This is a genomic window from Yersinia sp. SCPM-O-B-9106 (C-191), from assembly GCF_026183365.1.
GTDB classification, from domain to species: Bacteria; Pseudomonadota; Gammaproteobacteria; order Enterobacterales; family Enterobacteriaceae; genus Yersinia; species Yersinia rochesterensis.
This window is the reverse complement of the sequence record NZ_CP110791.1, coordinates 2,836,572-2,861,409: the sequence shown is the minus strand read 5'-3', so window position 1 is coordinate 2,861,409 and position 24,838 is coordinate 2,836,572. Positions and strand designations below refer to the sequence as shown.

The window sequence follows — 24,838 nt, the reverse complement described above, 5'->3', positions numbered from 1 at the left end:
TAAAAAACCGCAGCGGGCAGGGCCGTTGCGGTTTGGGGTAACTATCGAGATTAATTAACTTTCAGTGACCGGCTTAGGGATCACATTGGATGATTCTTTCATGCCAAGCGGGTTATTCCCCCAGCACTGCTCATACTTCCAGCCGGTAAGCTCTTCCGCTACCGCTCTGGCATGGGCCGGAATATCTGCCATGGCACCACCGTTTTTAATCCGATCAATTTCTTCCAGCAGAATCTTATGATTTTTGCGGTCCAGTTTCATCTGCGTAGTGTAATAGATTGCCACCAGTGCCAGTGAGATAACGCCGATAGCAAACACCCCGACAATGGCTTGCACCGCCATTTCTGGCTGGCTGGATTGGCCGGAAACAAAACCAAAGTGGCTTAATGTCCAGCCCATAGCGAAGACAATAATTGAGCGCACCATTTTGCCAGCGAATGTCATGGCGCCAGCATAAATCCCTTCACGGCGACGCCCTGTCAACACTTCGTCCACATCCGCCAAAAAAGTATAAACCGTCCATGGAATGTAGTAGATACCGCCGGTGCTTAAACCGAAAACAGCAGTGATGCAGAACAACACAATCACTGTCGTGGCTTGAGACCAACCGGTGAAATAGAGCGCCGCATAGGCAATCACACTGACAATCACCACTTGCAAGGCAATGCGGAACGGGCGAGCAAAGCCCATTTTGACGCAAATACCGATAAAGATAGCGGTAGAAATCAACTGCATGATTGAACTGAAACTGTTGAGCTGAGAAACCAGCGTTGCATCCTGGCCCAGACCAAAAATAATAAAGTATGTGAATGCAGACGCGAACAACCATTCAGCACCAAAACCGAACAGGTACATGCCCAGATGTTTGCGGAAAATACGCAGATGGAAAGTGGAGGCCATATCCACACACATTTTTTTCAAGGCTTGGCCCAAACTGCTGGTGGTTTCTCTCACCACTTCGCTGGCCGGGCGCTCCCAGGATGAGCTGTAAAGCCAAATCATGGCGCAGCACATAATCAAGCCGTAGGCGATACCGGTATAGAGGAAAGGCGTTGCGGAATCTTTACCATAAATAGCAATAAACTGGCCGGGGATAAAAGCCGCCAGGAAGTTGGCGACCTTGCCGAAAATAGCTTTAGAACCGGTTAATTTTGAGCGTTTGGCAAAATCAGTGGTCATCTCGGTCGCCAGTGTTTCATACGGCACCATGATGGAGGTATAAATCAATTCAAACAATGCGTAGGTCAGCAAGTAATACCAGAAACCAAATCCGCTCATCCACAGCATTGGATAGACCAATACCAGTGGAATACCCAGCAAGATAAAGAAGCGCCGGCGGCCAAATAGACGGCCAAGTCGGGTATTGTAAAAGTTATCAGTGATATAACCCATTACCGGGTTACTGATTGCATCGAGAATACTGGCGATTGAAAAAATAGTGGCCGCTTCTACCACCGACAGCCCGCAAAAGGTGGTGTAGAAATACATCAGCCAGGCACCACTGATTGCCAGCGCCCCGCTCCCCAGTAAGTTAGCGCTCCCATACGCTAACGTATGTCTTGTTGTAATAGCTTTACTCATTCTTACCGCCACCTCAAATTAAAACAACGTTTCATTAATAATGGATAATCGTTTTGTTTATAAAGGAGTGTTGCCGTTAAAAATGAGCGTTGGATCACGAAAAAGGGTTTTGTCGCCAGAAATAGCGCGTATCGCAGTAAAAATTGATATGAATCAATTTAGTAGAGAGGTGGAAATATTCAGTAAAAAACAAAATATCCATAAGAATATGAATGAGTGATAATGCCTGCTTATGACAATCGTGACCGTGATAAGTGTGGCAAGATTTAAATCAGTTTTCTGAAATATCATCATTGGCATTAAATCTTATTATTCTGGCAACTTGCCCACCGGGTGAAAGTATTCATATTGGGCAAGTATGAACTGTTACGGGCATGGCCCATGAATGTATTCTGGCTGCAAGAGTGGCTAGCAGTGAAGGACGTAAAATGGCGAAGAAAAACCCTTATTATGATGCCAGTAAGCCACACCATACAGAGTTTGGATTTCAGAATCTGGAGCCAGTTGTCCATCACTCGCAGGATCTGAAACGCTGGCGGGAGGAGCGAAAGCGCCAGTCCTTACCGAAACCCCCGCAGCAAGGTTATGCGCAGTTTGTCACTGACTGGTGGCAACCGGCAGATTTCAGCGGCCAACAAGATGCTTTGTGGTGGCTGGGACATGCTTCGTTATTATTGCGTGTAAGTGGCAAAACTGTGCTGTTTGATCCCGTGCTTTCCAGCCGGGCTTCGCCGCTCAATTTTTACGGCCCAGAGCGCAGGACACCTGCACCTGCCAGCGTAAAGGAGTTGCCGCATATTGATGTGGTTGTGATTTCCCACAATCATTATGACCATTTGGATGTCAGAACCATTACCCAATTATTATGCCGTTTCCCCGACGTGACTTTTTTAGCGCCACTGGGGCTGAAAAGTTGGTTTCTGCAGCATGGTGCTCGCCATGTTCATGAATTAGATTGGTGGGATAGCCATCTTGCCGCCGAATTTGAGTTTCATTGTGTGCCCGCGCGGCATTGGAGCATGCGCACACCTTGGGATCGTAACCAAAGTTTGTGGTCGGGCTGGGTGGTTAAGCGCGATGCAATCAATTTCTATTTCACCGGTGACACGGGATATAGCCCGCAATTACTGACCATTGGTGAAAGATTGGGGCCATTTAACTATGCGGCATTGCCGATTGGTGCTTATGCCCCGCGTTGGTTTATGAACGCGCAGCATATGGATCCGCAGCAATCAGTGCAGTTATTTAAACAATTACAGCAACCTGTGACGGTGCCTATCCACTGGGGGGTGTTTGAGTTGGCCGATGAATCTCTGGATGAGCCGCCACAACAGCTGAAGCTCGCGTTGACAGAAGCCGGGGTTGCGGCAGACAATTTCGCACCGCTTAAAATTGGCGCGCGGATAGTGCTTGAGTAGGATAATGCTTGAGTAGGGCGTTGCAGCGGGTTGAATGTCACTCGCTGCAACGAAAGGGCATTAGATCTTGAATTGGTTCACGGCACTGGTCAAATCAGCCGCCTGGGCTTGTAATGCAGCAGAGGCCGCGGTTGATTCCTGCACCAATGCGGCATTTTGTTGCACCATGGTATCCAATTGAGTGACTGCGCTATTTATCTCATTAATACCGCGCATTTGTTCATCTGCCGCATTAGTGATTTCTGACATAATTGTCGTGACATCAGATACACTGCTCACAATCTCGGTCATGGTATTACTGGCTTGCCGCACCTGACCGGAGCCAGAGGCAACACTGCTTACCGTCGAGTCAATCAGGGTTTTAATCTCTTTTGCCGCTTGTGCGCTGCGTTGCGCTAAGGTGCGAACTTCTCCCGCCACCACGGCAAATCCACGACCTTGCTCACCGGCGCGCGCAGCTTCTACTGCCGCATTCAGTGCCAGAATATTGGTCTGGAAAGCGATGCCATCAATGACACTGGTAATATCCCCGATTTTGCCCGAAGCCGCCTCAATAGACTCCATGGTCGTGATAACTTTCGCGATAACTTCGCCACCACGAGAAGCATCATTGGCGGCTGAGAGAACCGCGGTATTAGCTTGCCTTGCCGCACTGGCAGATTGCGCCACGGTTGCTGAGATTTGTTCGAGTGCTGCCGAGGTTTGTTGCAAACTGGCAGCGGCTGACTCTGTTCGGCCAGACAAATCCTGATTACCTGCCGCAATTTCATTCGCCGCAATGCTGACAGATTCGCTGGTATTGCGGATCTGCGCCATAACGCCGCTGAGTTTGTCAGCAAATTTATTGAATGAAATGGCTATTTTGGCCATTTCATCACGGCCTTCTACCGGCAAGCGCTGGGTTAAATCTTCCGAGCCAGAACTGATAGCATCCATGGCCTTATGGACATGGTTCAGTGGTGTCAGGGCGCGCTGGGTAATCAGGCTAATAATGACAATGGCAATTAAGATGATGACAATCAGGGTTACCAGGGATGTGGTCAATAATGAGCGCATACCGGCAGTGGCGTGGGCTTTGTCCAGCGCGACGACAGTAAACCACTGAGTGCCGGGGACTGCTTGTGCAAGTAACAACTTAGTGCTGCCATCAATCTCAGCCGCGGTAGGGGCGGTTGCGGTCAACAGGGCTTTAAGATCCAATGTCGGCGCGATTTCACTCAGCGGTTTTAGGGTTAATTGCACGTCTGGATGGGCGATAATTGTGCCGTTAGCATCAATTAACATACCAAAACTACCCTCTGTTGGATGGATAGATTTTACGTTTGTAATCACGCTGTCCATGGTGACATCGGCAGCTAATACCCCTTTCACATTGCCATCCTGAATAATAGGCAAGGCAAAAGTCACGACTAATTGATTAGTTCCTGCATCAATATAAGGGGGTGTCACCACTGGGCTACCCGCTTTCACTGCTTGTAAATACCAAGGGCGACCGGTGGGATCATAGTCAGCAGGAATGCCATCTGGATTAGAAAAAATAGCCGTCTTATTTGCGTAACCGATATAAACGTTAATAAAGTTACCCGCCGCAGCCACTTGGCGTAAAGCTGCAATAGGGTCTGCTGCCAATGCGCTTTCTTTAAGCGACACAATCATCTGTGTTTTCATCGCCACCCAATCTGCAATCCCAACCCCATGGCTGGCAGTTACCGCCTTCAAGGTATTATCGATAGCACTATTGTTATATTTGTTGGCAACGGAGTAGTTAAAATAAGTATTAATGGCAAGCGAACCAGCCACGATGATGATACAGGCAGCCAGAATACGTGAACGAATGGAATCAAGCATAGAGCGTCCTAAATGTAGGGGAGGGCATAATTCAAGTAACGGCGTGATATAGGAAAACTTGAGGTGAGTCACAGTAACAAACTTCCATTTATGCACCATTGTTAATTCTTCTTTATGTAATGGTGACAAGGTAGGAGAATTTTGTTGAGAATGATATTCAATAAAAACAGAAACTTGACTATTCTTGCAAACCTAACGTAGCCGTAAAAATTAAAATAAAGTTGAAAAAAATAGTGATATTTAAAATACAAAATCAGCATCAATACCGCTGAAATAGGCTATTTCACACGACACTGATGCTGATGATTTGTTATTACTTGTATATCGATGGGTTAAAAAGTGTACAGAAATCCCATGGCGATAGTTTGATTTTTCTGCGCGATGCTTGAGCCATCAAGATTATTTTGTGATGTGCCGGTATTCCGGTTGAGGATTTGCGTTGTTCCTTTCCCTTCGGTGTATTGATTCCAGGCAGCTTCTACAAATAATTTGGTCCTTGGGGTGATATAATATCCCGCATCCACCACGACTGCGTAATAGCGCGAGTTTTTGCTGTTGTCTTTGAAGGAAATTTTGCGTGAATAATGTTCATCCTGTGCATTGGCATTGACCCAACGGCTATATTTCAGCGAGGTATTAAACTCAAACTTTTGATAATGATAGCTTCCAGCTAAACCAATGTAGGTCATATCAAAATTTTGTTTATAACCGATTGCTGCAACGGTATCTGAAGCTGTAAAAATATTGTTACCATTGTTGTAATGATAGTTTCCACCATAAGCGGTCCAATCATTGTTATTACGTTGATAGCCACTCATCAAACCAATACGATAATTGTCTTGTTTTAAAAACCAAAACTTTGCATTCAGATCAATTTCGTTAGCATAGTTCAAATGGGTTTTTTCATGATGAGACCAATCCGTCCACTTGGTTTGGTTTGTCTGATTCCAATCATAATCATCCATAGTGCCTTTGCTTGATGATAATGTAGACCACCCGCGAGCGGTGAAAGTTAAACGTGATAACACATCCCATGAGATATCTATTTTAACAATCGGGGTATTCTCAGCTTTCCAATCTAACTGACTTATTTTTCGGCTGTTTCGGTCATAAACATATTCATTTGATTCTGTATTTAATAACCCCAGTGAGGTACTGACAGTCAAACTATCAGTTATCTTAGTATGATAACTGGCTACCGCAGAGTGAGATAAGGCGAGTAGCATGAATATGCTGAGGTTTTTTTTTACTGTAATATTAACTTTCATTATTAACCTTTAATTTGTTTAAAGCTTCATGCGGAAGTTAACATTGAGAGGGATTTAAAATTGTTAATTAAAGATTAAAATAAAATTAAGTGTTTAAATATAATTAATTATAACGATGACTGATCAATTAAAATTGATATGAGCCGGGCTGGGTTACCCGGCTTAATCGGGGTTAAAACTCACTCACTAACCATTGATCTGCTTCATCAAACATCTCTTCTACCAAACGATTGAGCACAGATTTCTCTTGTTTACTCGCATCGGTATTAATGCCATTAGCTTGCATTGGTTTGACCTTAACCTCTGCATTGGGGAACACTTGGTGTACGCGCTTGGTCAATTCTGCTTTGATCATTTCATTGGCGTTAGCCAGGCCGGCGACATTCCGTTTGTCATAAATTAATTCAACTCGCATCGCTTCTTTCCTAAGTTAAAAATACTGTATTAATATACAGTTCTATTTTGTGTAAAACAACCTGGTTTTCACCATGTTAGTGCAGAATGAGGTTAAATAATTGTTTTTAGACGATATCTTATCTACTTGTTTATACTGGTAATTATTTTGGCGTTAATGGCTTCTTTTTCATGAGTCAATTTTATTACCGTTAGCAATAATATCAAATTACCTGCGGTGCTGAATGTGAAATTAGAAATGAACCCGCTGATAGAAAACTTACATATTTATGAAAAATATTAACGCGGCCCGCAAAAAGTGTATTAGTGTGATATCACTGGTTAGTTACACACTGATTGAATAACCGGAAATCTCCGCATTTCCGGGGCTTTCCTGTTTCTGTTAGTCATACACGCCAGTGTAATGGAGAGAGGTCATAAATGAATGAACAAAGTCAGCTTCCGTATTGGTGGACTGGGTCACTGGCATTATTCTCGGCCCTGAGTTTACAAGATTATATCTTTATTCTCGGCACCGTGATTAGCATGATTTTTACTGTCAAAACCTATTATGTTAATTTACGAGAAAAAGACGCAATAATTAAAGAAGAACAACGTAGAACTGAAATGTTACGAGATTTTCTGCGCAATAAAACAGTAGAAAATATTTCAGCCGCCATTGCGGTATGTCATGACGCATTACACAAAATGGAGGACTGACATGACCCCAATGCGACGCAAAAAAGTTGTTGGGGCGGTGGCGGCGTTTCTATCAGTGACTTCAATGACCAAATCAATGCCAATATCGCGTGTTAATTAGCAACTGGCGATGATAAAGAACAACTCACAGCATGGAAAACTTATCGTGTGCTATTAAGCCGAATTGACCTGTCAACCGCCCCTGATATCAATCTGCCTGTCACGCCACAGTAATAATGCAGGATTATTTACTGTAATAGACCGGGCTGAACGGCCCGGTATGTCCACTCGCCGCCCCCCCATTCCCGCATAACGCCCTCGTGAGTCCGCTCATTTCATGCTAAATTTACCCATCTCAAGCCATAGCATCGTTTCAGGTACCAGTATGTTTACATATAAAGAAATATCATCGCTGAACGAACTGGAATTGATCGTCTATAACTACATCATAAAAAATACTGATAAAGTGATGTACATGACCATCAGAGAATTGGCGGATGCTGCGGGAGTATCGACGACCACGGTTTTACGTTTCTGCAAAAAAATGAATTGTGATGGTTACTCTGAATTCCGTATTCGTTTTAAACTGTATTTAGAACATGATGAAAAACCACCTGTTACTTTTGGTATCAGTGAAATAATCAGCTATTTTAAAAGTATCAATAATAGCGAATTTGATGAGTTACTTGATACGGCAGCTGCTCAAATAGCCGCTACACGCAGAATTATTTTTGTTGGAATAGGGACGTCTGGTGCATTAGGAAAATACAGTGCGCGTTTCTTTTCTAATATAGGGAAATACAGCACTTATATTGACGATCCCTATTATCCGATTAATAGTGACATGTATCAGGATGCGATTGCGATTATTTTCTCTGTCTCTGGTGAGACCGAGGAAATTATTCGTATTGCTAATCAGTTCAGCTTGCAGAATTGCAAAATTATTAGCTTAACCAACAGTGATAACTCAACATTGGCTAAGATGGCGGATTTAAATATTTCCTACCATATGCCACCTATTGTATTGGAAGGCCAATATAATATTACCACTCAGATCCCAGTATTATATATTATTGAGACTATCGGTAAGAAACTCCCCAAGTTAATTAATAAAAATACTCGATAAAACAGGGTGTTTTTTACATGTTACATATTCCAAGTCACGGTTTTTGTTATATCGTGACTTCGCTTTTCTTTTTGTTAAACTTCAGCCTCAATCGAAAAAGAATATTAATAATAACCCGGTAACACTCTGTTTATCTTATACTCAGCACTCGTGGCAGGAGACTAATAATGGCAATTGATTACTCATTGACCGCCCAAGAAATTATTAAATATATCGGCGGCGATAATAATGTGATTACCGTCACACATTGTGCAACGCGTTTACGCTTTATATTGAAAGATAATAAAGCTGTCGATAAAGAAAAATTAAATCGTGTTAAAGGGGTTATTACCGTCATTGAAGCGGGTGGGCAAATGCAAGTGGTTATTGGTAACCACGTCGGTGATGCTTATAAGCATGTGACGAACCTGATTAATATTGATGAAAGCGCGCCGGTGGCAGCACCTAAAGTCGGTATTGTTAGTCGCTTAATGGATATTATCTCGAGTATTTTTGCGCCGTTCCTTTATCCACTGGCCGCTTGCGGTATTTTACAAGGGATTATTTCTTTCCTTGCCGCGATAGGTTGGATGGATGCCGCCAGTGGGACTTATCGTATTCTAAACTTTGTTTCCTGGACCGGTTTTACCTTCCTGCCAGTGATGGTGGCCTTTACTGCTGCCAAGAAATTCAATGTTAACCCTTTCACCGCCGTTATTACTGCATGTGCGCTGATCAGCCCAGATTATATGAACATGCTCACGGCCAACAAAATCGTCACGGTGAACTCAGCCGATCCTGCGGTTCAGCAATTGATGCATGAAGCACTGAATAATCCGCAAGTTGCCCATATTTTGAATACCATCGCCGGTATTCCTTTGTCATCACCTACTTTGGATTTCTTCGGTATTCCCGTGCAATACCTGAGCTACACCGCCTCGGTTATCCCGATCATTTTGATGGTTTGGGCGATGTCTTATGTGCAGCGCTTCTGTGAAAAAGTGCTGCCGATGGTGGTGCGTAATCTGTTTACCCCGATGTTCTGTATTGCCATTATGGTGCCATTAACCCTGCTGGTATTTGGCCCGGTGGGTAACTTGATAGGTGGGGCTATTGGTGGTGTTTACAATACACTTTATAACCTCAGCCCAGCGATAGCAGGGTTTATGGTTGGGGCATTCTGGCAACCATTAGTTACATTGGGTGTTCATTGGGGTATCACCCCAGTCACTGTGGGTAACTATGCTACATTGGGTTATGACACTTTCACTGGTTTGCAAGCCTCTGCGGTCTTTGCTATGGCCGGAACCATGTTTGGCGTTTATTTAAAAACGCGCAACAGTGAAATGAAAGGAATTTCATTGTCAGCAGGGATTACGGCTTTATTCGGTATTACCGAACCGGCTATTTACGGTGTGGCATTACGCTTAAAAAAACCTTTCTTATGCAGTTGTGCTGCTGGGGGGATCGGCGGGGCTATTGCAGGGAGTTTTAATGCTGTGTCATGGAGTTATTGCCTGCCCGGTATCGCAGTACTGCCAGTCTTCTTTAAAGAAGGGCATATGACACAGTTCCTGGGATTCTTGCTATCAATCACTGTTGCTTTCGTCTTGGGTGCCGTTTTCACTTGGTTGGTTGGGTTTACGGATGAGACAGAAAATGTTGCACAATCAAGCAGTGCTAAAACATCCGATGCACCACTTGTTCAGGCGCAAATGAATCAGGGTTAAAATATTTAATGTTCGGACGGGCTATCACCCGTCATTGATTTCCATTTTCAGGGTGAACGATTGCCCGCAGTACTAAGGAATAAATTTATGAGCCACAAACAATTACCGAAAGATTTTTTATGGGGCGGCGCAGTTGCAGCGCATCAGGTTGAAGGCGGCTGGGATAAAGGCGGCAAAGGTATAAGTATTGCCGATGTATTGTCCGGTGGCTCACACAGTGTTGACCGTGTGATAACTGATGGTGTGCAAGACGGTTATCGCTATCCAAATCATGAAGCGGTTGATTTTTATGGTCATTACAAAGAAGACATCGCAATGTTTGCTGAGATGGGCTTCAAATGCTTCCGAACTTCCATTGCCTGGACGCGCATTTTCCCGAAAGGTGATGAGCAGCAACCGAATGAGGCTGGTCTGCAATTTTACGATGATATGTTTGATGAGCTACTGAAATACGGTATTGAGCCGGTGATTACGTTGTCTCATTTCGAAATGCCATGGCACTTGGTTAAAGAATACGGTGGCTGGAAAAATCGGAAAGTGGTCGACTTCTTCGTGAAATTCAGTGAAGTGGTCATGGAGCGCTATAAAAGCAAAGTCAAATATTGGATGACATTCAACGAGATCAATAACCAACGTAACTGGAAGTATCCGTTATTTGGTTATTGCTGCTCTGGTGTGGTGTTCACTGAACAAGAAAACCCTGAAGAAACAATGTATCAGGTTCTGCATCATCAGTTTGTGGCCAGTGCCAAAGTGGTCAAACTGGGCCACGCCATTAATCCAGAATTCAAAATTGGCTGTATGGTCGCGATGGTGCCGCTATATCCATTCTCTTGCCATCCAGATGACATGATGTATTCAGTAGAAGCTATGCGTGAGCGTTATCTATTCGGTGATGTTCATATGCGTGGTTACTATCCTTCCTACATTCTGAATGAATGGGCGCGTCGCGGTTTCACTATTAATATGGAAGAGGGTGATCTCGACATTCTTCGTGAAGGTTGCGCGGATTACATGGGGCTGAGTTATTACATGAGTAATGCGGTTTCTGCAACCCATCCGGGGAGTGGACATTCTCTTTCCGGCTTTGAGGGCAGTGTACCTAATCCTCATGTTAAAGCATCTGATTGGGGATGGCAGATTGATCCTGTCGGCTTGCGTTATTCACTGAGCGTATTGTATGAGCGTTACCAAAAGCCGCTATTTATTGTTGAAAATGGCTTTGGTGCTATCGACCACGTTGCTGATGACGGCATGGTTCACGATGATTACCGCATTGCATATCTCAAAGCCCATATTGAGCAAATGAAAAAAGCGGTGTTTGAAGATGGCGTGGACTTGATGGGGTACACCCCATGGGGTTGCATCGACTGTGTATCATTCACGACAGGTGAATACAGCAAACGTTATGGCTTTATCTACGTGGATAAAAATGATGATGGGACTGGCACGATGGCGCGTTCGCGTAAATTGAGTTTTGGCTGGTACAAGAAAGTTATTGCCAGCAATGGTGAAGAACTCTAATTCCTCGACAAGCTTTTTATCAGAGAAAGCCGCTCAATCATATGGGCGGCTTATAACATAGCCAGAATATTGTTAGCTTGAAACCCGCATTGCGCAGCAATTTGTTTAGGGGCAGCTCGCATTTCCAGGAATATTTTTTCTTTAAACCAAGTGAAATGATGGAACATATAATCAGACAGTAGAAACAATCAGTTCATTACTGACTTAACCTCGACGTATGTAGTTGGGGCTTTACCATTGTTTTGCCATCGATAAACCCCACAAACAAAAAAACCAACCCTAATGGGTTGGTTTTCTTAGGGTATTTTGGTCGGCATGAAAGGATTTGAACCTTCGACCCCCGACACCCCATGACGGTGCGCTACCAAGCTGCGCTACATGCCGATACAGTGGCATTTATACTACATTTTGCAGTGACTAATGCAAGACTTGTCAAAATCGTTTGCTGGTTTTTTAAGCGCCCACGGCTCGGTTTTTAGAGCTAGTTCGCAATAAAACGTTTTATATCAGTCAGCACTTGCAACAGTAATGGGAGTTGTGGTTTTTCATCTTTAATTTCATTACCTTGCTCGTCATAAGCCCGGTATCCACCATTATTATCTAACACAATCGTTTGTGTTGGTGTAGTGATAACCAGAGTGCCATTATCGCCCGTCGCTACCCAGTTGTTGTTGCGTTGTGCGGCGAATAAGTCTTCCCCTTGCGAATAATCCTCTGCTGCGGTTTTAACGTGCAATAGCCGCTGCATCAGTGTGGTCATAATATCTTCGTGGTTGGTTAACTTGTTCACTTTCTGTGCGGGCGTGCCCGGCCAATGGACGATTAACGGGACTTGCAACTGTTGACGATTAAAGCTGCTGCCAGCCCCCCAGCTATCATTGCCGCTATCATTAAATTCGACACCATGGCTGGCAGTAATAATAACTACGGTTTTATCGAGTTGTCCGCGTTGTTTTAGCGTATCCAGAATGGTCGCAATCTGCTGATCCACATCTTTTGCACCCGTTTTATAATGGCGAATAAAATCGGCTGGCGTGGCAACTTTATGACCAACAACAGGATCTTGCGCTTCAATTGACCCGTTAAGGTTAATGTATGAGAACCACGGCGTATTATTATTCAGTGTGGACAGCCATTGTTGCCATTGTGCTGTAGTTTCGCTGTCAGTTTGTTCTGCCGGGGCAGGTAAGGTGAAATCAGATAACAACGCCTGGCGATAGAGCGGCGAGGCAAAACCATCGGATGAGAACAATCCAAACTGATAGCCTTGAGCACTCAATGACGTGATGAATGCAGAAGGTTTACGTGAAGAAAGAACACCATCTAAATAGGTTGGGGAAATACCGTAAAACAGCCCAAACAGCCCGGTATCCTGACGATTACCCGAGCTGTAATGCTGGTCAAATTGGATGTTTGAATGGCCGAATTCAGCCAAAACTGGCATGTCTTTTTGCAGGCTATTGGCACGGATGCCATCAACCACAATTAATAACAGATTATAACCGCTGCCTTTGTCGCTAAAGGCGATCGGGCTGAGGGGATATTCAACGGTCAATGCATCTGGATTACCTTGTTCTACCAAGCGCCGCTGATATTCCTCTTGGTCAAGCAGACCATGTTTCTCAAGGAATTTACGCGCTGTCATCGGATAGGAGAGCGGTAAGTTCGCGCGCTGCATACTGATGGGGCGATAGAAATTAGCATCTGCCCAGATATAAATCAGATGTGAGGCAAAGAAGGCGGAAATAAACACGGCAACCAGCGGCTTCACAAAGCGCTGTCGGTTGAGACTGCGTAGTTTTTGCCATGCCCAGGTACCGAAAAGCATCTCGACAAGAAAAATGACCGGCACGGCAATAAACATCAATTGCCAATCACGCGCCAGCTCAGTTTGATCCGGGTTAACCACTAACTCCCATACTACGGGGTTAAGATGCAAGTGGAAGCGGGTGAAAACCTCGGTATCTACCAGAAGCAGGGTTAAGCCCGCAGTGGCAAAGGCGGCGGAAAGGAAACGGAGTAGCCGTTGCGACATCACCACAAAAGTCAGTGGGAATATCACCAATAAATAGGCAGCAAAAACAATAAAACTAAAGTGCCCAAGCCAACTGACAAGGGCATAGACACGGCCAATCAGCGATGAAGGCCAATCGGAGATAAACAAATAGCGGCTACCCAGCGCCAAGCTGAACAGGATGTTAAACAGGGCGAACCAGTGCCCCCAGCTGATCATCTGGGAGACTTTTTCACGATAGCGCTGACGATTTGTCACCATATTGAGATTGTAGTCTTGGCCGGTAAATTAATGAGCTTTATCTTCACGTACTGAAGCTTGGAGGGCTTCAGCGAAAGAACGAGCCAATACTTTGCGTTGCGCAGGAGCAATGCTGGTATTGATCAGATTTGTTACCATATTTCCCAAAACCATCAAAGAAAGATCGGTTGGGGTACGGTGTTTTTCCAGTACGCTGACTAATTCTGACAGCAATTTTTCAACGTGTTCGTCGCTATAACGGGATGATTGTGGCATAGAAATTGTGCTCAACACCTGACAAAGTCCCATATCTTACCGTATAGAGACGCGCTTTTCCGCTATTTTATAGCATTAAGAATCATTAGCCATTAATTGGGGGCCGAGATAGCTTTTGAGTTGCAGCTCTCAGGCATCAGTGATTGAATACGGCCCTAGCCAAAAGGAGTATTTATCATGAGTCTGGATATTGACCAGATAGCCTTACATCAGCTTATCAAACGTGATGAACAAACGCTTGATGTGGTGTTGCGCGATTCGTTGTTACCAGCCAATGCTGTAGTTGAAGAAATGATGGCCGAGCTGCATCGGGTTTACAGTGCCAAAAGCAAAGCTTATGGGTTGTTTAATGAACAAAGTGAGCTGGCTGATGCGCTGAAACGGAGCCGTAAGGGTGATGAAGATTTCCTCAGCTTTAGTCGTGCGGCAACCGGGCGTTTACGCGATGAGTTAGCCAAATATCCGTTTGCTGAAGGTGGCGTGGTACTGTTTTGCCAATACCGCTATCTGGCGGTGGAATATTTACTGATTTCAGTGCTAAGCAGCTGTAATAGCATGCGGGTGAATGAGCAACTTGACCTGAGCACGACTCATTATCTTGATATCAATCGTGCTGATATTGTGGCCCGTATTGATTTAACTGAATGGGAAAATAACCCGGAATCAACCCGTTATCTGACTTTCTTGAAAGGGCGGGTAGGGCGTAAAGTATCTGATTTCTTTATGGATTTCTTGGCCGCAAGTGAAGGTCTGGATACTAAAGCGCAAAACCGTGGTTTATTACAGGCGGTTGATGATTATTGTGCGGATGCCGAGCTGGGTAAAAATGAGCGCCAGGCTTATCGTCAGCAGGTTTATAGCTATTGTAATGAGCAGTTGCAGGCCGGTGAAGAAATTGCCTTGCAGGAGCTTTCGCAAGAGTTACCAAAGTTGGGCGAAAAAGATTTCCAACAATTCTCTGCTGAGCAGGGTTATGCATTGGAAGAGAGTTTCCCGGCAGATCGCAGCACTTTGCGTCAGTTGACCAAGTTTGCAGGTAGTGGCGGTGGGTTGAGTATCAATTTTGATGCGTTGTTACTGGGCGAGCGTATTTTTTGGGATGCGGCGACGGACACCTTGACCATTAAAGGCACTCCTCCCAATCTGCGTGATCAGCTACAGCGCAATGCGGGTAAGAAGTAATTGTTTGCACCATGACTTTATTCAGCTAATAAAAAACGCCGCAGAAGCGGCGTTTTTTATTTCGGCGTCCCGAATATCGAAAGCGACGCGATTAAACGCGAACGAAGTCGATATGAGTCAGTTTTGGCTTGAAAGCGTGACGCTGAACAGCCTGTACTTTAACTTTGGTTTCTTTACCGTCGACAACCAGAGTCAGTACTGAATCATAAAAGCCCGGTTTCAATTCAAGGTTCTTGGTGGTGTCATGATCAAGAGTGATAGCGATTGCTGCCTCTGAACCACCGTAAATGATTGCCGGAAATTTATTTGCTGCACGCAGGCGGCGGCTCGCACCCTTACCCTGGTCGTTTCGTACTTCTACATTGATAGTGGTCATTTTGTTTTCTCTTAAAGAAAATTAACCCTGCTACAGGCGACCCAGCAACAGGTTCGATACTCGGCTTTACTTGGGTAAACCCAGAGCAAAGCGGGCGACATTCTAGCGAAATATCAGCCAGACAGCAAACGAAACTATGAATTTATCAGGCTTAATGCGGCTTAGGCGAGAGAGTCAGCCCGCCTAAAACGTCCCTGATAATCGAAAACCTTTTCCCTGATTTGCCACCATTGTCCACGGCGGCGGGCGACCACAAAATCCGGATAACGCAGTAGCGCCTGCTGAGCGATGATATCGGCGGCAGTTTGCCATTTCAGTGTAACCCCAGGCGCCCGTTGATGAGGGCGCAGGAAAACTTGCTCAAATGCCATCCGCTGGGCGGCGGTAGTTAAGCGAAAACGCTCACTGGTATCGGTGCCATCTTCGTCGTAATAAGTGATTTTTAGCCATTCGCCTTTTACATCCTGGCCACTTTCCAAACTCATTCCACCGCAACGCAATACCAGCGCGTCCTTTAATTTCAGGGCCGCTTTCAGCATATCATCGGGATCGACCAGCACCTCCTGACACTGATGACAGCGGCGGGCGGCAATATCATTTTCCGCCCCGCAATGTGGGCAGGATTTAAAGCGGAAGCGGTAATCACATTGGGCTCGTGCGCCATCATCATCTTCAAACCAGCCCTGACAGCGGCGGCCATAATGCTCAATAATCTCGCCGGATTCGGTGCATTTTCCCCAGAAAATATTGGCAAAACCGCAGTCTGGGCAAAAGACTTGTACTGGCTGGCTGCCGGTGTGGGGTTTGCTGGTACCCACTTCTGGGGTGAAAAGGTCGTGGGGATTGCCGGCATAATCCAGAATCAGACAATCTTCTTTGCCCGGCGAAAGCCGCAAGCCGCGCCCAACAATTTGTTGATACAAGCTGACGGATTCGGTTGGGCGAAGAATTGCAATCAAATCAACATGTGGGGCATCAAAACCGGTCGTTAAGACCGCCACATTCACCAAATAATGTAATTTCTGCTGCTTAAAAGCAGTGATTAAAGCATCCCGCTCGGCGGGGGGCGTTCCGGCACTCACCAGCGCCGCCTGGCCTTTGGGGAGTAGCCCGTAGACTTCTTTGGCATGTTCGACAGTGGCGGCAAAAATCATCACGCCACGGCGATGGGCGGCATATTCAACTATCTGACTAACAATATGTGGGGTGATTCTTTGCTGCTGTTTAAGCTCGCGGTCTAAATCCGCTTCACGGAACATGCCGTCGCTATTGCTGGTCAACCGACTGAAATCATATTGCACGACCGGCATATCCAGCCGCTCCGGTGGCACCAGAAAACCGTGCTTAATCATATAACGCAGGGGCAATTCATAAATACAATCGCGGAATAGGGATTTCCCATCACCTCGAGTGATACCGTGATAGTGGAATTGGTAAATCCAGCCTTTGCCCAGGCGGTAAGGGGTCGCCGTCAGTCCCAGCAAACGTAAACGCGGGTTAGTCGTGCGTAAATGCTGAATAATTTGCTGATATTGGCTGTCATCTGCGTCACTGATTCGATGACATTCATCGATAATGAGCAGCGAAAAGGCACTATCAAACAGTGACAGATTCCGTGCCACGGATTGTACACTGCCAAAAACCACTTTCCCCTCACTTTGGCGTTGTTGCAGGCCAGCGGCAAAAATATCGGCCTCTAAACCGTCTGCTTCTAAACCATAAGCACAATATTTGGCATGATTTTGCGCCACCAGTTCTTTGACATGCGCTAGCACCAAAACACGCCCTCGCGCCAGTTTTGCTAATTCAGCAATAACCAGACTTTTACCTGCGCCAGTGGGTAAGACAATGAGCGCCGGTTCGGTATGGCGACGAAAATAAGCTAGCGTCGCATCCACCGCTTCTTGTTGATAAGGGCGTAGTGTAAAAGCCATTAATGCGCCTGCCAGATGATTTTTATCATTATTCTCAATTGGTTAAACTCATTCATTGCTTGCGGCACTTTCCTGTGACGTAACATTTACTTTCAACGTATAAGTGCCATTTATCTTCAAGGTTTTCTATTATTATCTTCAAGGCTTTCTATTATTATGCCCGTGTGTGGCGGCCTGCGCGAGGGGGCGATGCCGTGCAGATAAGCTGTTTCTCAATAACGGCTTTTTGCGTAACTGTTCCTAGGATGATAGGGCAACCGCCGCTATACTGTTTAATTAATTTCACACCGTATTATTAGCATTCTGTCATCATTGGCAGGTGTAAGTGCGGGTATCGCGCCCCTCTGTGGCACGACAAGACAACAGGCAAAGTAGATTTAATGCGATTGGACAAGTTTTTATCTCAGCAATTAGGGGTTAGCCGGGCGTTGGTCGCGCGCGAGCTACGGGCAAAACGCGTCACTATTGATGGCGAAATAGTCAAAAGTGGTGCCATTAAGCTGACGCCAGAACAAGACGTGAGATTTGATGGCAACCCATTACAACAGACAGTTGGCCCACGTTATTTTATGCTGAACAAACCGCAGGGTTATGTGTGTTCAACAGAAGATCCGGATCACCCAACCGTGCTGTATTTCCTTGATGAACCCGTGGCTTATAAGCTTCACGCGGCAGGGCGGTTAGACATCGACACCACCGGGCTGGTGCTGATGACCGACGATGGTCAATGGTCGCACCGCATTACCTCTCCACGCCATCATTGCGAAAAAACCTATTTGGTGACACTGGAACACCCGGTTGCTGATGATACGGCGCAGCAGTTTACTGACGGCGTACAGTTGCATAACGAAAAATCATTGACGAAACCGGCGCAGCTTGAAGTTATCGAGCCTCAGCTAGTGCGTTTGACTATCAGTGAAGGGCGCTACCATCAGGTAAAACGCATGTTTGGTGCGGTCGGAAATCGTGTGCTGGAACTGCATCGTGAACGTATTGGCGACATCAAACTTGATGATGATTTAGCACCCGGTGAGTATCGCCCACTGACTGCCGAAGAAATTGCGAGTGTCGGCGCTCCTCATCTGTAATTGATTTTCTATTGCGGCGTGGTCAATGCACATGCGGCTTGAAGTCTGACGAGTACAACCCGCAGTAGGTTAGTGAAGGAGTTGTTGAACGTGCATGCCAGTAATCAAAATGAAGCGACAAACCGGACATCCCACGTTGGTTTGATCTTTATCCTGGGCTTGTTATCAATGCTGATGCCTTTGGCAATTGATATGTATCTGCCCAGTATGCCGATCATTGCACAGCAATTTGGTGTAGAAAGTGGCGCAGTACAGATGACGCTAAGCGCCTATGTGCTGGGGTTTGCCATCGGACAAATGTTTTATGGGCCCATGGCGGATAGCATCGGGCGCAAGCCGGTCATTTTCTGGGGAACGCTCATCTTTGCACTGGCAGGAATGGCCTGTGCTATGGCGCAATCAATCGAGCAACTGATTAATTTGCGTTTCTTGCACGGCTTATCAGCTGCCGCCGCCAGTGTTGTGATTAATGCATTGATGCGGGACATGTTCACCAAAGATGATTTCTCGCGCATGATGTCTTTTGTGGTCTTGGTGATGACAATCGCGCCGTTGCTGGCACCCATTATCGGCGGCGCGTTGCTGGTGTGGTTTAGCTGGCATGCCATTTTCTGGACGATGGCGGGAGCCGCATTGGTGGGGGCGATATTGGTTGCGTTGTTTATCAAAGAAACCTTGCCGAAGGAGAAACGGCAGAAGTTTCATTTGCGCACCACTATCGGCAATTTTGGCGCTTTATTCCGCCACAAGCAAGTTCTGAGCTATATGCTGGCCAGCGGTTTTTCTTTTGCAGGTATGTTCTCATTCCTTAGCGCCGGGCCGTTTGTTTATATTGATTTAAATGGAGTTTCTCCGCAGAACTTTGGCTATTACTTTGCGCTGAATATTGTTTTCTTATTCTTGATGACATTGATCAACAGCCGCAATGTTCGCCGCTTCGGGGCACTGAAAATGTTCCGTTTTGGTCTGTGGGTACAATTTGTGATGGGCATCTGGCTGCTGGTGGTGTGCGCCACCGGGTTAGGGTTCTGGGCGCTGGTACTGGGCGTCGCGGCTTATGTGGGCTGTATCGCGATGATTACCTCGAATGCCATGGCCGTCATTTTGGATGATTTCCCACATATGGCGGGGACGGCATCTTCTTTGGCGGGGACTTTACGTTTTGGTATCGGTGCGATAGTGGGGACGCTGTTGTCGATGGCACCATCGCGTAGCGCCTGGCCGATGGTCAGCTCAATGGCATTTTGTATTATCGCCGCCATGCTGTTGTATTTTTATGCCAGCCGACCACATAAAAATGCGGTGAAATAATCGCTATCAAGAAATGTGAGGGTCGATGTTCCCAAGCGCCCTCACGTTTATTATTTGTAGCCAATTTGTCAAATCACACCTTGTTTACTTCTCCTTTTCTCCGCCCTGTGCATGATTAAATATCGCCACAATTACTACTAAAAAAGACCGAATCCTTGCGCTCAATCAACATAATAAGCATGCATATCATTATTTATTGCATAGTTGTGTTTGACACCATATTGTTAACTTTTTGAGCGATGTTATAAAAAAGACGAAACTGTTATGACGTTATTTTCACGCGTTATTCTTACTCGTCACTGGGTGATGAATATCAATAAATTTATATATTTATCAATTAATTAAATTCATTTTATTTGGTTTGATTGACACTGAATTGTTCCTTAAATGTAAAATGTTGGCTGATATTAGGTAATGGGTTTGCAAGAAAAATGGTTGAGATAGACGCGATAAAGGTATAAAAATAACGAAAAATGGGATCTAAATCCCAAACCGGCAGTTTCAGTCTTGGCGCAACGGGCTGAATAAGGGTTGAAAACAGCACAAAAAATGGCATTGTAGATTTTAAGTTTCTAAATTGTTATCAACATTGTGTTTTGATGAGCTTTGGAGCAAGCACAATGACAATTTAGCGGCTATAACTTTAATCAGTGTGAGTCATTGTGGTGCTTTGTGAGTTTTTTTGAATTTTTATTTTTACTAGGAAAAATACGTGAATAATATCCAACTTTCGGTGGTACATCGTCTGCCGCAAAGTTACCGCTGGCTATCGGGATTTATCGGCGTAAAAGTTGAACCGATACCATTGACGGCGATAGACGATAGCAATAATGACCTCATGGGACTGAAGTTACTGAGCCATGATGGCGCTCATGCGCAAATTATCATGCAGCGGCTTCATCTCTCACTGCAAGAGATTCAAGTGGACTCCGCGATTGTGGAATGGGAAGGCGAGCCTTGCCTGTTTGTTCATCGTCAGGATGAAAGTGCCACTATGTGCCGCTTGAAAGATGTTGGGGTGGCGATTGCCGAGACCATGACAGCACTTTATCCCTTCTGATTTGGGATGAAGTGTTCGTCAGTTTTTTATGCTGACGTTTTCTGTGCCCTGACATCCTGATGTGCGCCAAATTAGTCAGAAAATTGCAATAATTGCTGGGTATATTGCTGTTTTGGCGCGGCAAAGATAGCCTGACAGTCACCTTGCTCCACCACTTCCCCCTGTTTCAACACAATCACTTGGTGGCAGAGTGACCGCACCACTTGCAAGTCATGGCTGATAAACAGGTAACTGAGTTGGTAGCGCTGCTGAAGGGATTTCAGCAAAGCCAGAATTTGCGCTTGTACCGATTTATCCAGTGATGAGGTTGGCTCATCGAGGATAAGTAACTGAGGTTGCAGGATAAGTGCCCGTGCGATAGCAATGCGCTGGCGCTGGCCACCGGAGAACTCAGTCGGATATCTATAGCGGCTGACTGGATCCAACCCGACTTCTTCCATCGCCTTAATCACGCGCTGCTCGCGATGCACAGCACTGAGTTTCTGATGCACTTCCAGCCCTTCAGCAATGATCTGCTGAATATTCAAGCGCGGGTTTAGCGCTGAGTACGGGTCTTGGAAAACCACCTGAATTCGGCTGCGATAAGGTAGCATTTGTTTGGGCGAGAGGTTGTGTAGCGGCTGGCCACTAAACCAAATCTCCCCTTTAGAGGGCAACAAGCGCAGTAAAGCTAAGCCGGTAGTGCTTTTCCCCGAGCCGGATTCCCCCACCAAACCTAAACTTTCACCGGGCTTTAACACAAAGCTGAGATCTTTCAGGGCATAGTGATGCGCGACAGTGCGGCGCAATAGGCCACGTTTAATCGCAAAAGCGACTTGTAGCCCTTTGACTTCAAGCAACGGTTGCTGGTCACTCTGGAGCGGCAGTGGGTCACCCTGTGGCTCGGCGTCTAATAATTGGCGAGTATAAGTATGCTGTGGTGCGCTAAACAGCGCCTGGCGGGTATTGTGCTCAACTACGCGCCCCTCACGCATCACGGCTACGTTATCGGCCAGCCGGCGGACGATATTCAGATTATGGGTGATAAACAGCAAACTCATGCCCATCTCTTGCTTTAACTCTTTCAGCAAACTCAAAATCTGGGCTTGTACCGAAACATCCAGCGCGGTGGTGGGTTCATCGGCAATCAGTAATTTGGGCTGGGTCAGGACGGCCATGGCAATCATCACGCGCTGGCGTTCTCCACCGGAAAGCTGATGTGGGAAATCCGCTAATCGGCCTTTGGCATTGCGAATACCCACCCGATCAAGGCACTGAATAATTTCAGCTCTGGCGGCTTCCCGGCGCATACCGCGGTGCAGTGACAGCACTTCTGCCAGCTGTTTCTCAATAGTATGCAAGGGGTTTAAAGACACCATTGGTTCTTGGAAAATCATAGAAATCTTATCACCGCGAATGGCGCGTAATGTCGGCTCATCGGCATGTAACAGTGATTTTCCGGCAAACAGAATATCGCCGCTGGGGTAAACGACCGGTGGCGAGGGCAGCAGACGCAATATCGACAGGGCGGTAACACTCTTGCCCGAACCAGATTCCCCCACTAAAGCCAGTGTCTCACCGCTCTCTATTTGCAACGAAAGGTTGCTGACGACCTGGCGATCAACTCCCGCTTGGCGAAATGCAACACTGAGATTTTGAATGTCCAGAAGTGGAGAAGTCGCCATATCAGTACACCTTACTTGGGTCAAAGGCGTCACGCACTGCTTCGCCGATAAAGATCAACAGAGATAACAGCACGGCCAACACCAGGAATGCGGTGATGCCGAGCCAGGGAGCTTGAAGGTTATTTTTGCCCTCCAATAATAACCCGCCTAATGATGGCGACCCCATTGGCAAGCCGAAACCAAGGAAATCCAGTGAGGTGAGGGTGGTTATCGAGCCGCATAGAATAAAGGGTAAGAAGGTCAGGGTAGCCACCATGGCATTGGGCAGCATATGGCGCGACATAATCACGCGGTCACGCACTCCCATGGCCCTCGCTGCGCGGATATAGTCATAATTTCGGGTGCGCAGAAACTCAGCCCGAACCACACCGACCAGCCCCATCCAGCCGAATATGACGGTGATGGCTAATAACCACCAGAAATTCGGCTGTACAATACTGGACAGTAAAATCACTAAAAATAGGGTCGGCATACCAGACCAGACTTCAATAAATCGCTGGCCCCATAAATCAACTCTACCGCCGTAATAACCCTGAATTGCCCCGGCACAAATCCCAATCACACTAGAAAATAAGGTTAACGTTAGGCCAAATAACAGTGAGATACGAAAGCCATAAATAACTTTGGCCAATACATCGCCGCCAGTGCTGTCAGTGCCGAGCAAATTAGTGCGGCTGGGGGGCGAGGGGAAGGGCACATCGGTTGCGAAATTAATGGTGTTATTACTAAAACGGATGGGTGCCCAAATCGCCCAGCCATTATCTTTAATGCGGCCAATCACATACGGGTCTTGATAATCAGCGGCCGTGGTTAAAATGCCACCAAAGGTTGATTCGGTGTAATTAACCATAAAGGGCATGTAAAATTTGCCCTGATAGCTCACCAGCAGCGGTTTGTCGTTAGCAATTAACTCGGCAAACAGGCTGATAATAAACAGTGTCAGGAAGATCCACAGTGACCAATAGCCACGGCGGTTTTGGCGAAAACGCGCCCAGCGGGCCTGATTAATAGCACTTAGCCGTTTCATCATTGGCGGCCCTCAAAATCAATCCGTGGGTCAACCAAGGTGTAGGTGATATCGCTGAGGATATTCAGCAGTAAACCAATCAGAGTAAAAATATAAAGAGTACCAAACATCACCGGATAATCTCGTTGCAAGGTGGCGTCATAACCCAACAACCCTAAACCATTCAGTGAAAACATCACTTCGATCAACAATGACCCGGTGAAAAACATACTGATAAATGTCGCGGGGAAGCCCGCAATCACCAGCAACATGGCATTGCGAAATACATGGCGGTAAAGGATTTTTTCTTCAGGTAAGCCTTTGGCGCGGGCGGTGACCACATATTGTTTGCGGATTTCGTCCAGAAACGAGTTTTTGGTCAGCATGGTGAGTGTAGCAAAACCACCAATCACAGTAGCCAGCACCGGTAACGTGATGTGCCACAAATAGTCGGTTATTTTGCCGTACCACGGCAGGGTATCCCAGTTGCTTGATACCAGCCCGCGCAGTGGGAATAGATCGAAATAACTGCCGCCGGAGAACAGCACCACCAGTAAAATGGCGAATAAAAACGAAGGAATGGCATAGCCAATAATAATTAAGGTACTGCTCCAGGTATCAAAAGCCGAGCCATTACGCACCGCCTTTTTAATCCCCAAAGGAATGGAAACCAGATAAATAATCAGCGTGCTCCATAGCCCAAGTGAGATAGATACCGGCAGGCTATGTTTTATCAATGACATGACAGATTCGCCGCGAAACAGGCTGTCACCAAAATCAAAGCGCGCATAGCTCCAGAGCATATCGAAATAGCGCTGATGTAGCGGCTTGTCAAAGCCAAAGCGCTGTTTGATTTCGGCAATAACTTCCGGGTCTAACCCTCGAGAACCGCGATAGTTACTGTCCCCGACTTGCGCCGCATTCAACCCGACTTTCGCACCCCCTAATCCGCCATCACCACCACCGGCGCTATATCCGCTGGAATGACCCAGTTCAATGTTGGCTATCGCCTGATCTACCGGGCCACCTGGGGCGATTTGTACAATGAAAAAGTTAATAGTAATAATGGCCCACAAGGTGGGAATGACCAGCAACAATCGCCGTAATAGATATGCGCCCAC

Annotated in this window: 22 protein-coding genes and 1 tRNA gene; 11 read left to right on the top strand and 12 right to left on the bottom strand. The window is 46.2% G+C overall.

Annotation, left to right across the window (positions count from 1 at the left end; genetic code table 11):
* Positions 1–54: 54 nt before the first annotated feature.
* Positions 55–1,581, bottom strand: a complete 1,527-nt coding sequence (locus OP863_RS13150) for an MFS transporter (RefSeq protein ID WP_038631906.1) — start codon at positions 1,579–1,581, stop codon at positions 55–57.
* 40 nt (positions 1,582–1,621) lie between these two features.
* On the opposite strand from OP863_RS13150, the gene OP863_RS13145 reads away from it, so the two are divergent.
* Both OP863_RS13145 and OP863_RS13140 read left to right on the top strand, forming a co-directional pair.
* Entirely contained in the window at positions 1,622–1,801 is a 180-nt protein-coding gene (locus tag OP863_RS13145; RefSeq protein WP_186368330.1) for a hypothetical protein, read from the top strand.
* A 208-nt stretch (positions 1,802–2,009) separates the two neighbouring features.
* Positions 2,010–2,999 (top strand): MBL fold metallo-hydrolase, encoded by a 990-nt coding sequence (locus OP863_RS13140; RefSeq protein ID WP_186368331.1) that lies wholly within the window; start codon positions 2,010–2,012, stop codon positions 2,997–2,999.
* Between the two features lie 60 nt (positions 3,000–3,059).
* Here OP863_RS13140 and OP863_RS13135 read toward each other — a convergent pair whose 3' ends face one another.
* From OP863_RS13135 to OP863_RS13125, 3 genes are all read right to left on the bottom strand, one after another.
* Positions 3,060–4,847, bottom strand: coding sequence for a methyl-accepting chemotaxis protein (locus OP863_RS13135; RefSeq protein ID WP_038631910.1), 1,788 nt, complete (start codon positions 4,845–4,847; stop codon positions 3,060–3,062).
* A gap of 332 nt (positions 4,848–5,179) precedes the next feature.
* Positions 5,180–6,115, bottom strand: a complete 936-nt coding sequence (locus OP863_RS13130; RefSeq protein ID WP_265525383.1) for an omptin family outer membrane protease — start codon at positions 6,113–6,115, stop codon at positions 5,180–5,182.
* A gap of 172 nt (positions 6,116–6,287) precedes the next feature.
* Positions 6,288–6,530, bottom strand: coding sequence for a DinI family protein (locus OP863_RS13125; RefSeq protein WP_038631914.1), 243 nt, complete (start codon positions 6,528–6,530; stop codon positions 6,288–6,290).
* 419 nt (positions 6,531–6,949) lie between these two features.
* Between OP863_RS13125 and OP863_RS13120 the strand changes: the two genes are divergently transcribed.
* The 5 genes from OP863_RS13120 to OP863_RS13100 all read left to right on the top strand — a co-directional run bounded on the left by OP863_RS13120 (position 6,950) and on the right by OP863_RS13100 (position 11,566).
* Entirely contained in the window at positions 6,950–7,228 is a 279-nt protein-coding gene (locus OP863_RS13120) for a hypothetical protein (protein WP_265525382.1), read from the top strand.
* Positions 7,229–7,375: 147 nt separating this feature from the next.
* The gene (locus OP863_RS20015; RefSeq protein WP_416222828.1) at positions 7,376–7,441 is read left to right on the top strand and encodes a hypothetical protein; all 66 of its coding nucleotides are present in this window, start codon (positions 7,376–7,378) and stop codon (positions 7,439–7,441) included.
* 151 nt (positions 7,442–7,592) lie between these two features.
* Positions 7,593–8,333: a MurR/RpiR family transcriptional regulator gene (locus OP863_RS13110; RefSeq protein WP_145589347.1), complete on the top strand. Its 741-nt coding sequence runs from the start codon at positions 7,593–7,595 to the stop codon at positions 8,331–8,333.
* 167 nt (positions 8,334–8,500) lie between these two features.
* Complete coding sequence (locus OP863_RS13105) at positions 8,501–10,042, top strand: PTS transporter subunit EIIC (protein ID WP_145589348.1); 1,542 nt, start codon at positions 8,501–8,503, stop codon at positions 10,040–10,042.
* Between the two features lie 87 nt (positions 10,043–10,129).
* Positions 10,130–11,566, top strand: coding sequence for a 6-phospho-beta-glucosidase (locus OP863_RS13100; protein ID WP_038631921.1), 1,437 nt, complete (start codon positions 10,130–10,132; stop codon positions 11,564–11,566).
* A 307-nt stretch (positions 11,567–11,873) separates the two neighbouring features.
* Here OP863_RS13100 and OP863_RS13095 read toward each other — a convergent pair.
* The 3 genes from OP863_RS13095 to OP863_RS13085 form a co-directional block, all read right to left on the bottom strand.
* A tRNA-Pro gene (locus OP863_RS13095) sits at positions 11,874–11,950 on the bottom strand.
* A 97-nt stretch (positions 11,951–12,047) separates the two neighbouring features.
* Entirely contained in the window at positions 12,048–13,841 is a 1,794-nt protein-coding gene (yejM, locus tag OP863_RS13090) for an LPS biosynthesis-modulating metalloenzyme YejM (protein WP_038631923.1), read from the bottom strand.
* A 27-nt stretch (positions 13,842–13,868) separates the two neighbouring features.
* A complete protein-coding gene (locus tag OP863_RS13085; protein WP_004389481.1) occupies positions 13,869–14,096 on the bottom strand; it encodes a YejL family protein in 228 nt (75 codons plus the stop codon).
* Positions 14,097–14,273: 177 nt separating this feature from the next.
* On the opposite strand from OP863_RS13085, the gene yejK reads away from it, so the two are divergent.
* Positions 14,274–15,278, top strand: a complete 1,005-nt coding sequence (gene yejK / locus OP863_RS13080) for a nucleoid-associated protein YejK (protein WP_038631926.1) — start codon at positions 14,274–14,276, stop codon at positions 15,276–15,278.
* A gap of 91 nt (positions 15,279–15,369) precedes the next feature.
* On the opposite strand, the gene rplY is transcribed toward yejK, so the two are convergent.
* Both rplY and OP863_RS13070 read right to left on the bottom strand, forming a co-directional pair.
* The gene (gene rplY / locus OP863_RS13075; protein ID WP_038631928.1) at positions 15,370–15,654 is read right to left on the bottom strand and encodes a 50S ribosomal protein L25; all 285 of its coding nucleotides are present in this window, start codon (positions 15,652–15,654) and stop codon (positions 15,370–15,372) included.
* 161 nt (positions 15,655–15,815) lie between these two features.
* Positions 15,816–17,588, bottom strand: coding sequence for a DEAD/DEAH box helicase (locus OP863_RS13070; RefSeq protein WP_038631930.1), 1,773 nt, complete (start codon positions 17,586–17,588; stop codon positions 15,816–15,818).
* Between the two features lie 380 nt (positions 17,589–17,968).
* Here OP863_RS13070 and rsuA point away from each other — a divergent pair, with 380 nt between their 5' ends.
* From rsuA to OP863_RS13055, 3 genes are all read left to right on the top strand, one after another.
* Positions 17,969–18,676, top strand: a complete 708-nt coding sequence (gene rsuA, locus OP863_RS13065) for a 16S rRNA pseudouridine(516) synthase RsuA (RefSeq protein ID WP_032819398.1) — start codon at positions 17,969–17,971, stop codon at positions 18,674–18,676.
* A gap of 90 nt (positions 18,677–18,766) precedes the next feature.
* Positions 18,767–19,987 carry a Bcr/CflA family multidrug efflux MFS transporter gene (locus OP863_RS13060; protein ID WP_038631934.1) on the top strand — a complete coding sequence of 407 codons (1,221 nt, stop codon included), beginning with the start codon at positions 18,767–18,769 and terminating at the stop codon, positions 19,985–19,987.
* Positions 19,988–20,699: 712 nt separating this feature from the next.
* A complete protein-coding gene (locus OP863_RS13055; protein ID WP_038631938.1) occupies positions 20,700–21,047 on the top strand; it encodes a YejG family protein in 348 nt (115 codons plus the stop codon).
* Positions 21,048–21,118: 71 nt separating this feature from the next.
* On the opposite strand, the gene yejF is transcribed toward OP863_RS13055, so the two are convergent.
* From yejF to OP863_RS13040, 3 genes are read right to left on the bottom strand one after another with little or no spacing between them, the layout of a single operon-like run.
* Positions 21,119–22,711, bottom strand: coding sequence for a microcin C ABC transporter ATP-binding protein YejF (gene yejF, locus OP863_RS13050; protein WP_050291315.1), 1,593 nt, complete (start codon positions 22,709–22,711; stop codon positions 21,119–21,121).
* A 1-nt stretch (position 22,712) separates the two neighbouring features.
* Positions 22,713–23,738, bottom strand: a complete 1,026-nt coding sequence (locus tag OP863_RS13045) for an ABC transporter permease (protein ID WP_050291414.1) — start codon at positions 23,736–23,738, stop codon at positions 22,713–22,715.
* Positions 23,738–24,838: a microcin C ABC transporter permease YejB gene (locus OP863_RS13040; RefSeq protein ID WP_145589351.1), complete on the bottom strand. Its 1,101-nt coding sequence runs from the start codon at positions 24,836–24,838 to the stop codon at positions 23,738–23,740. The genes OP863_RS13045 and OP863_RS13040 overlap by 1 nt, the downstream gene beginning before the upstream one ends.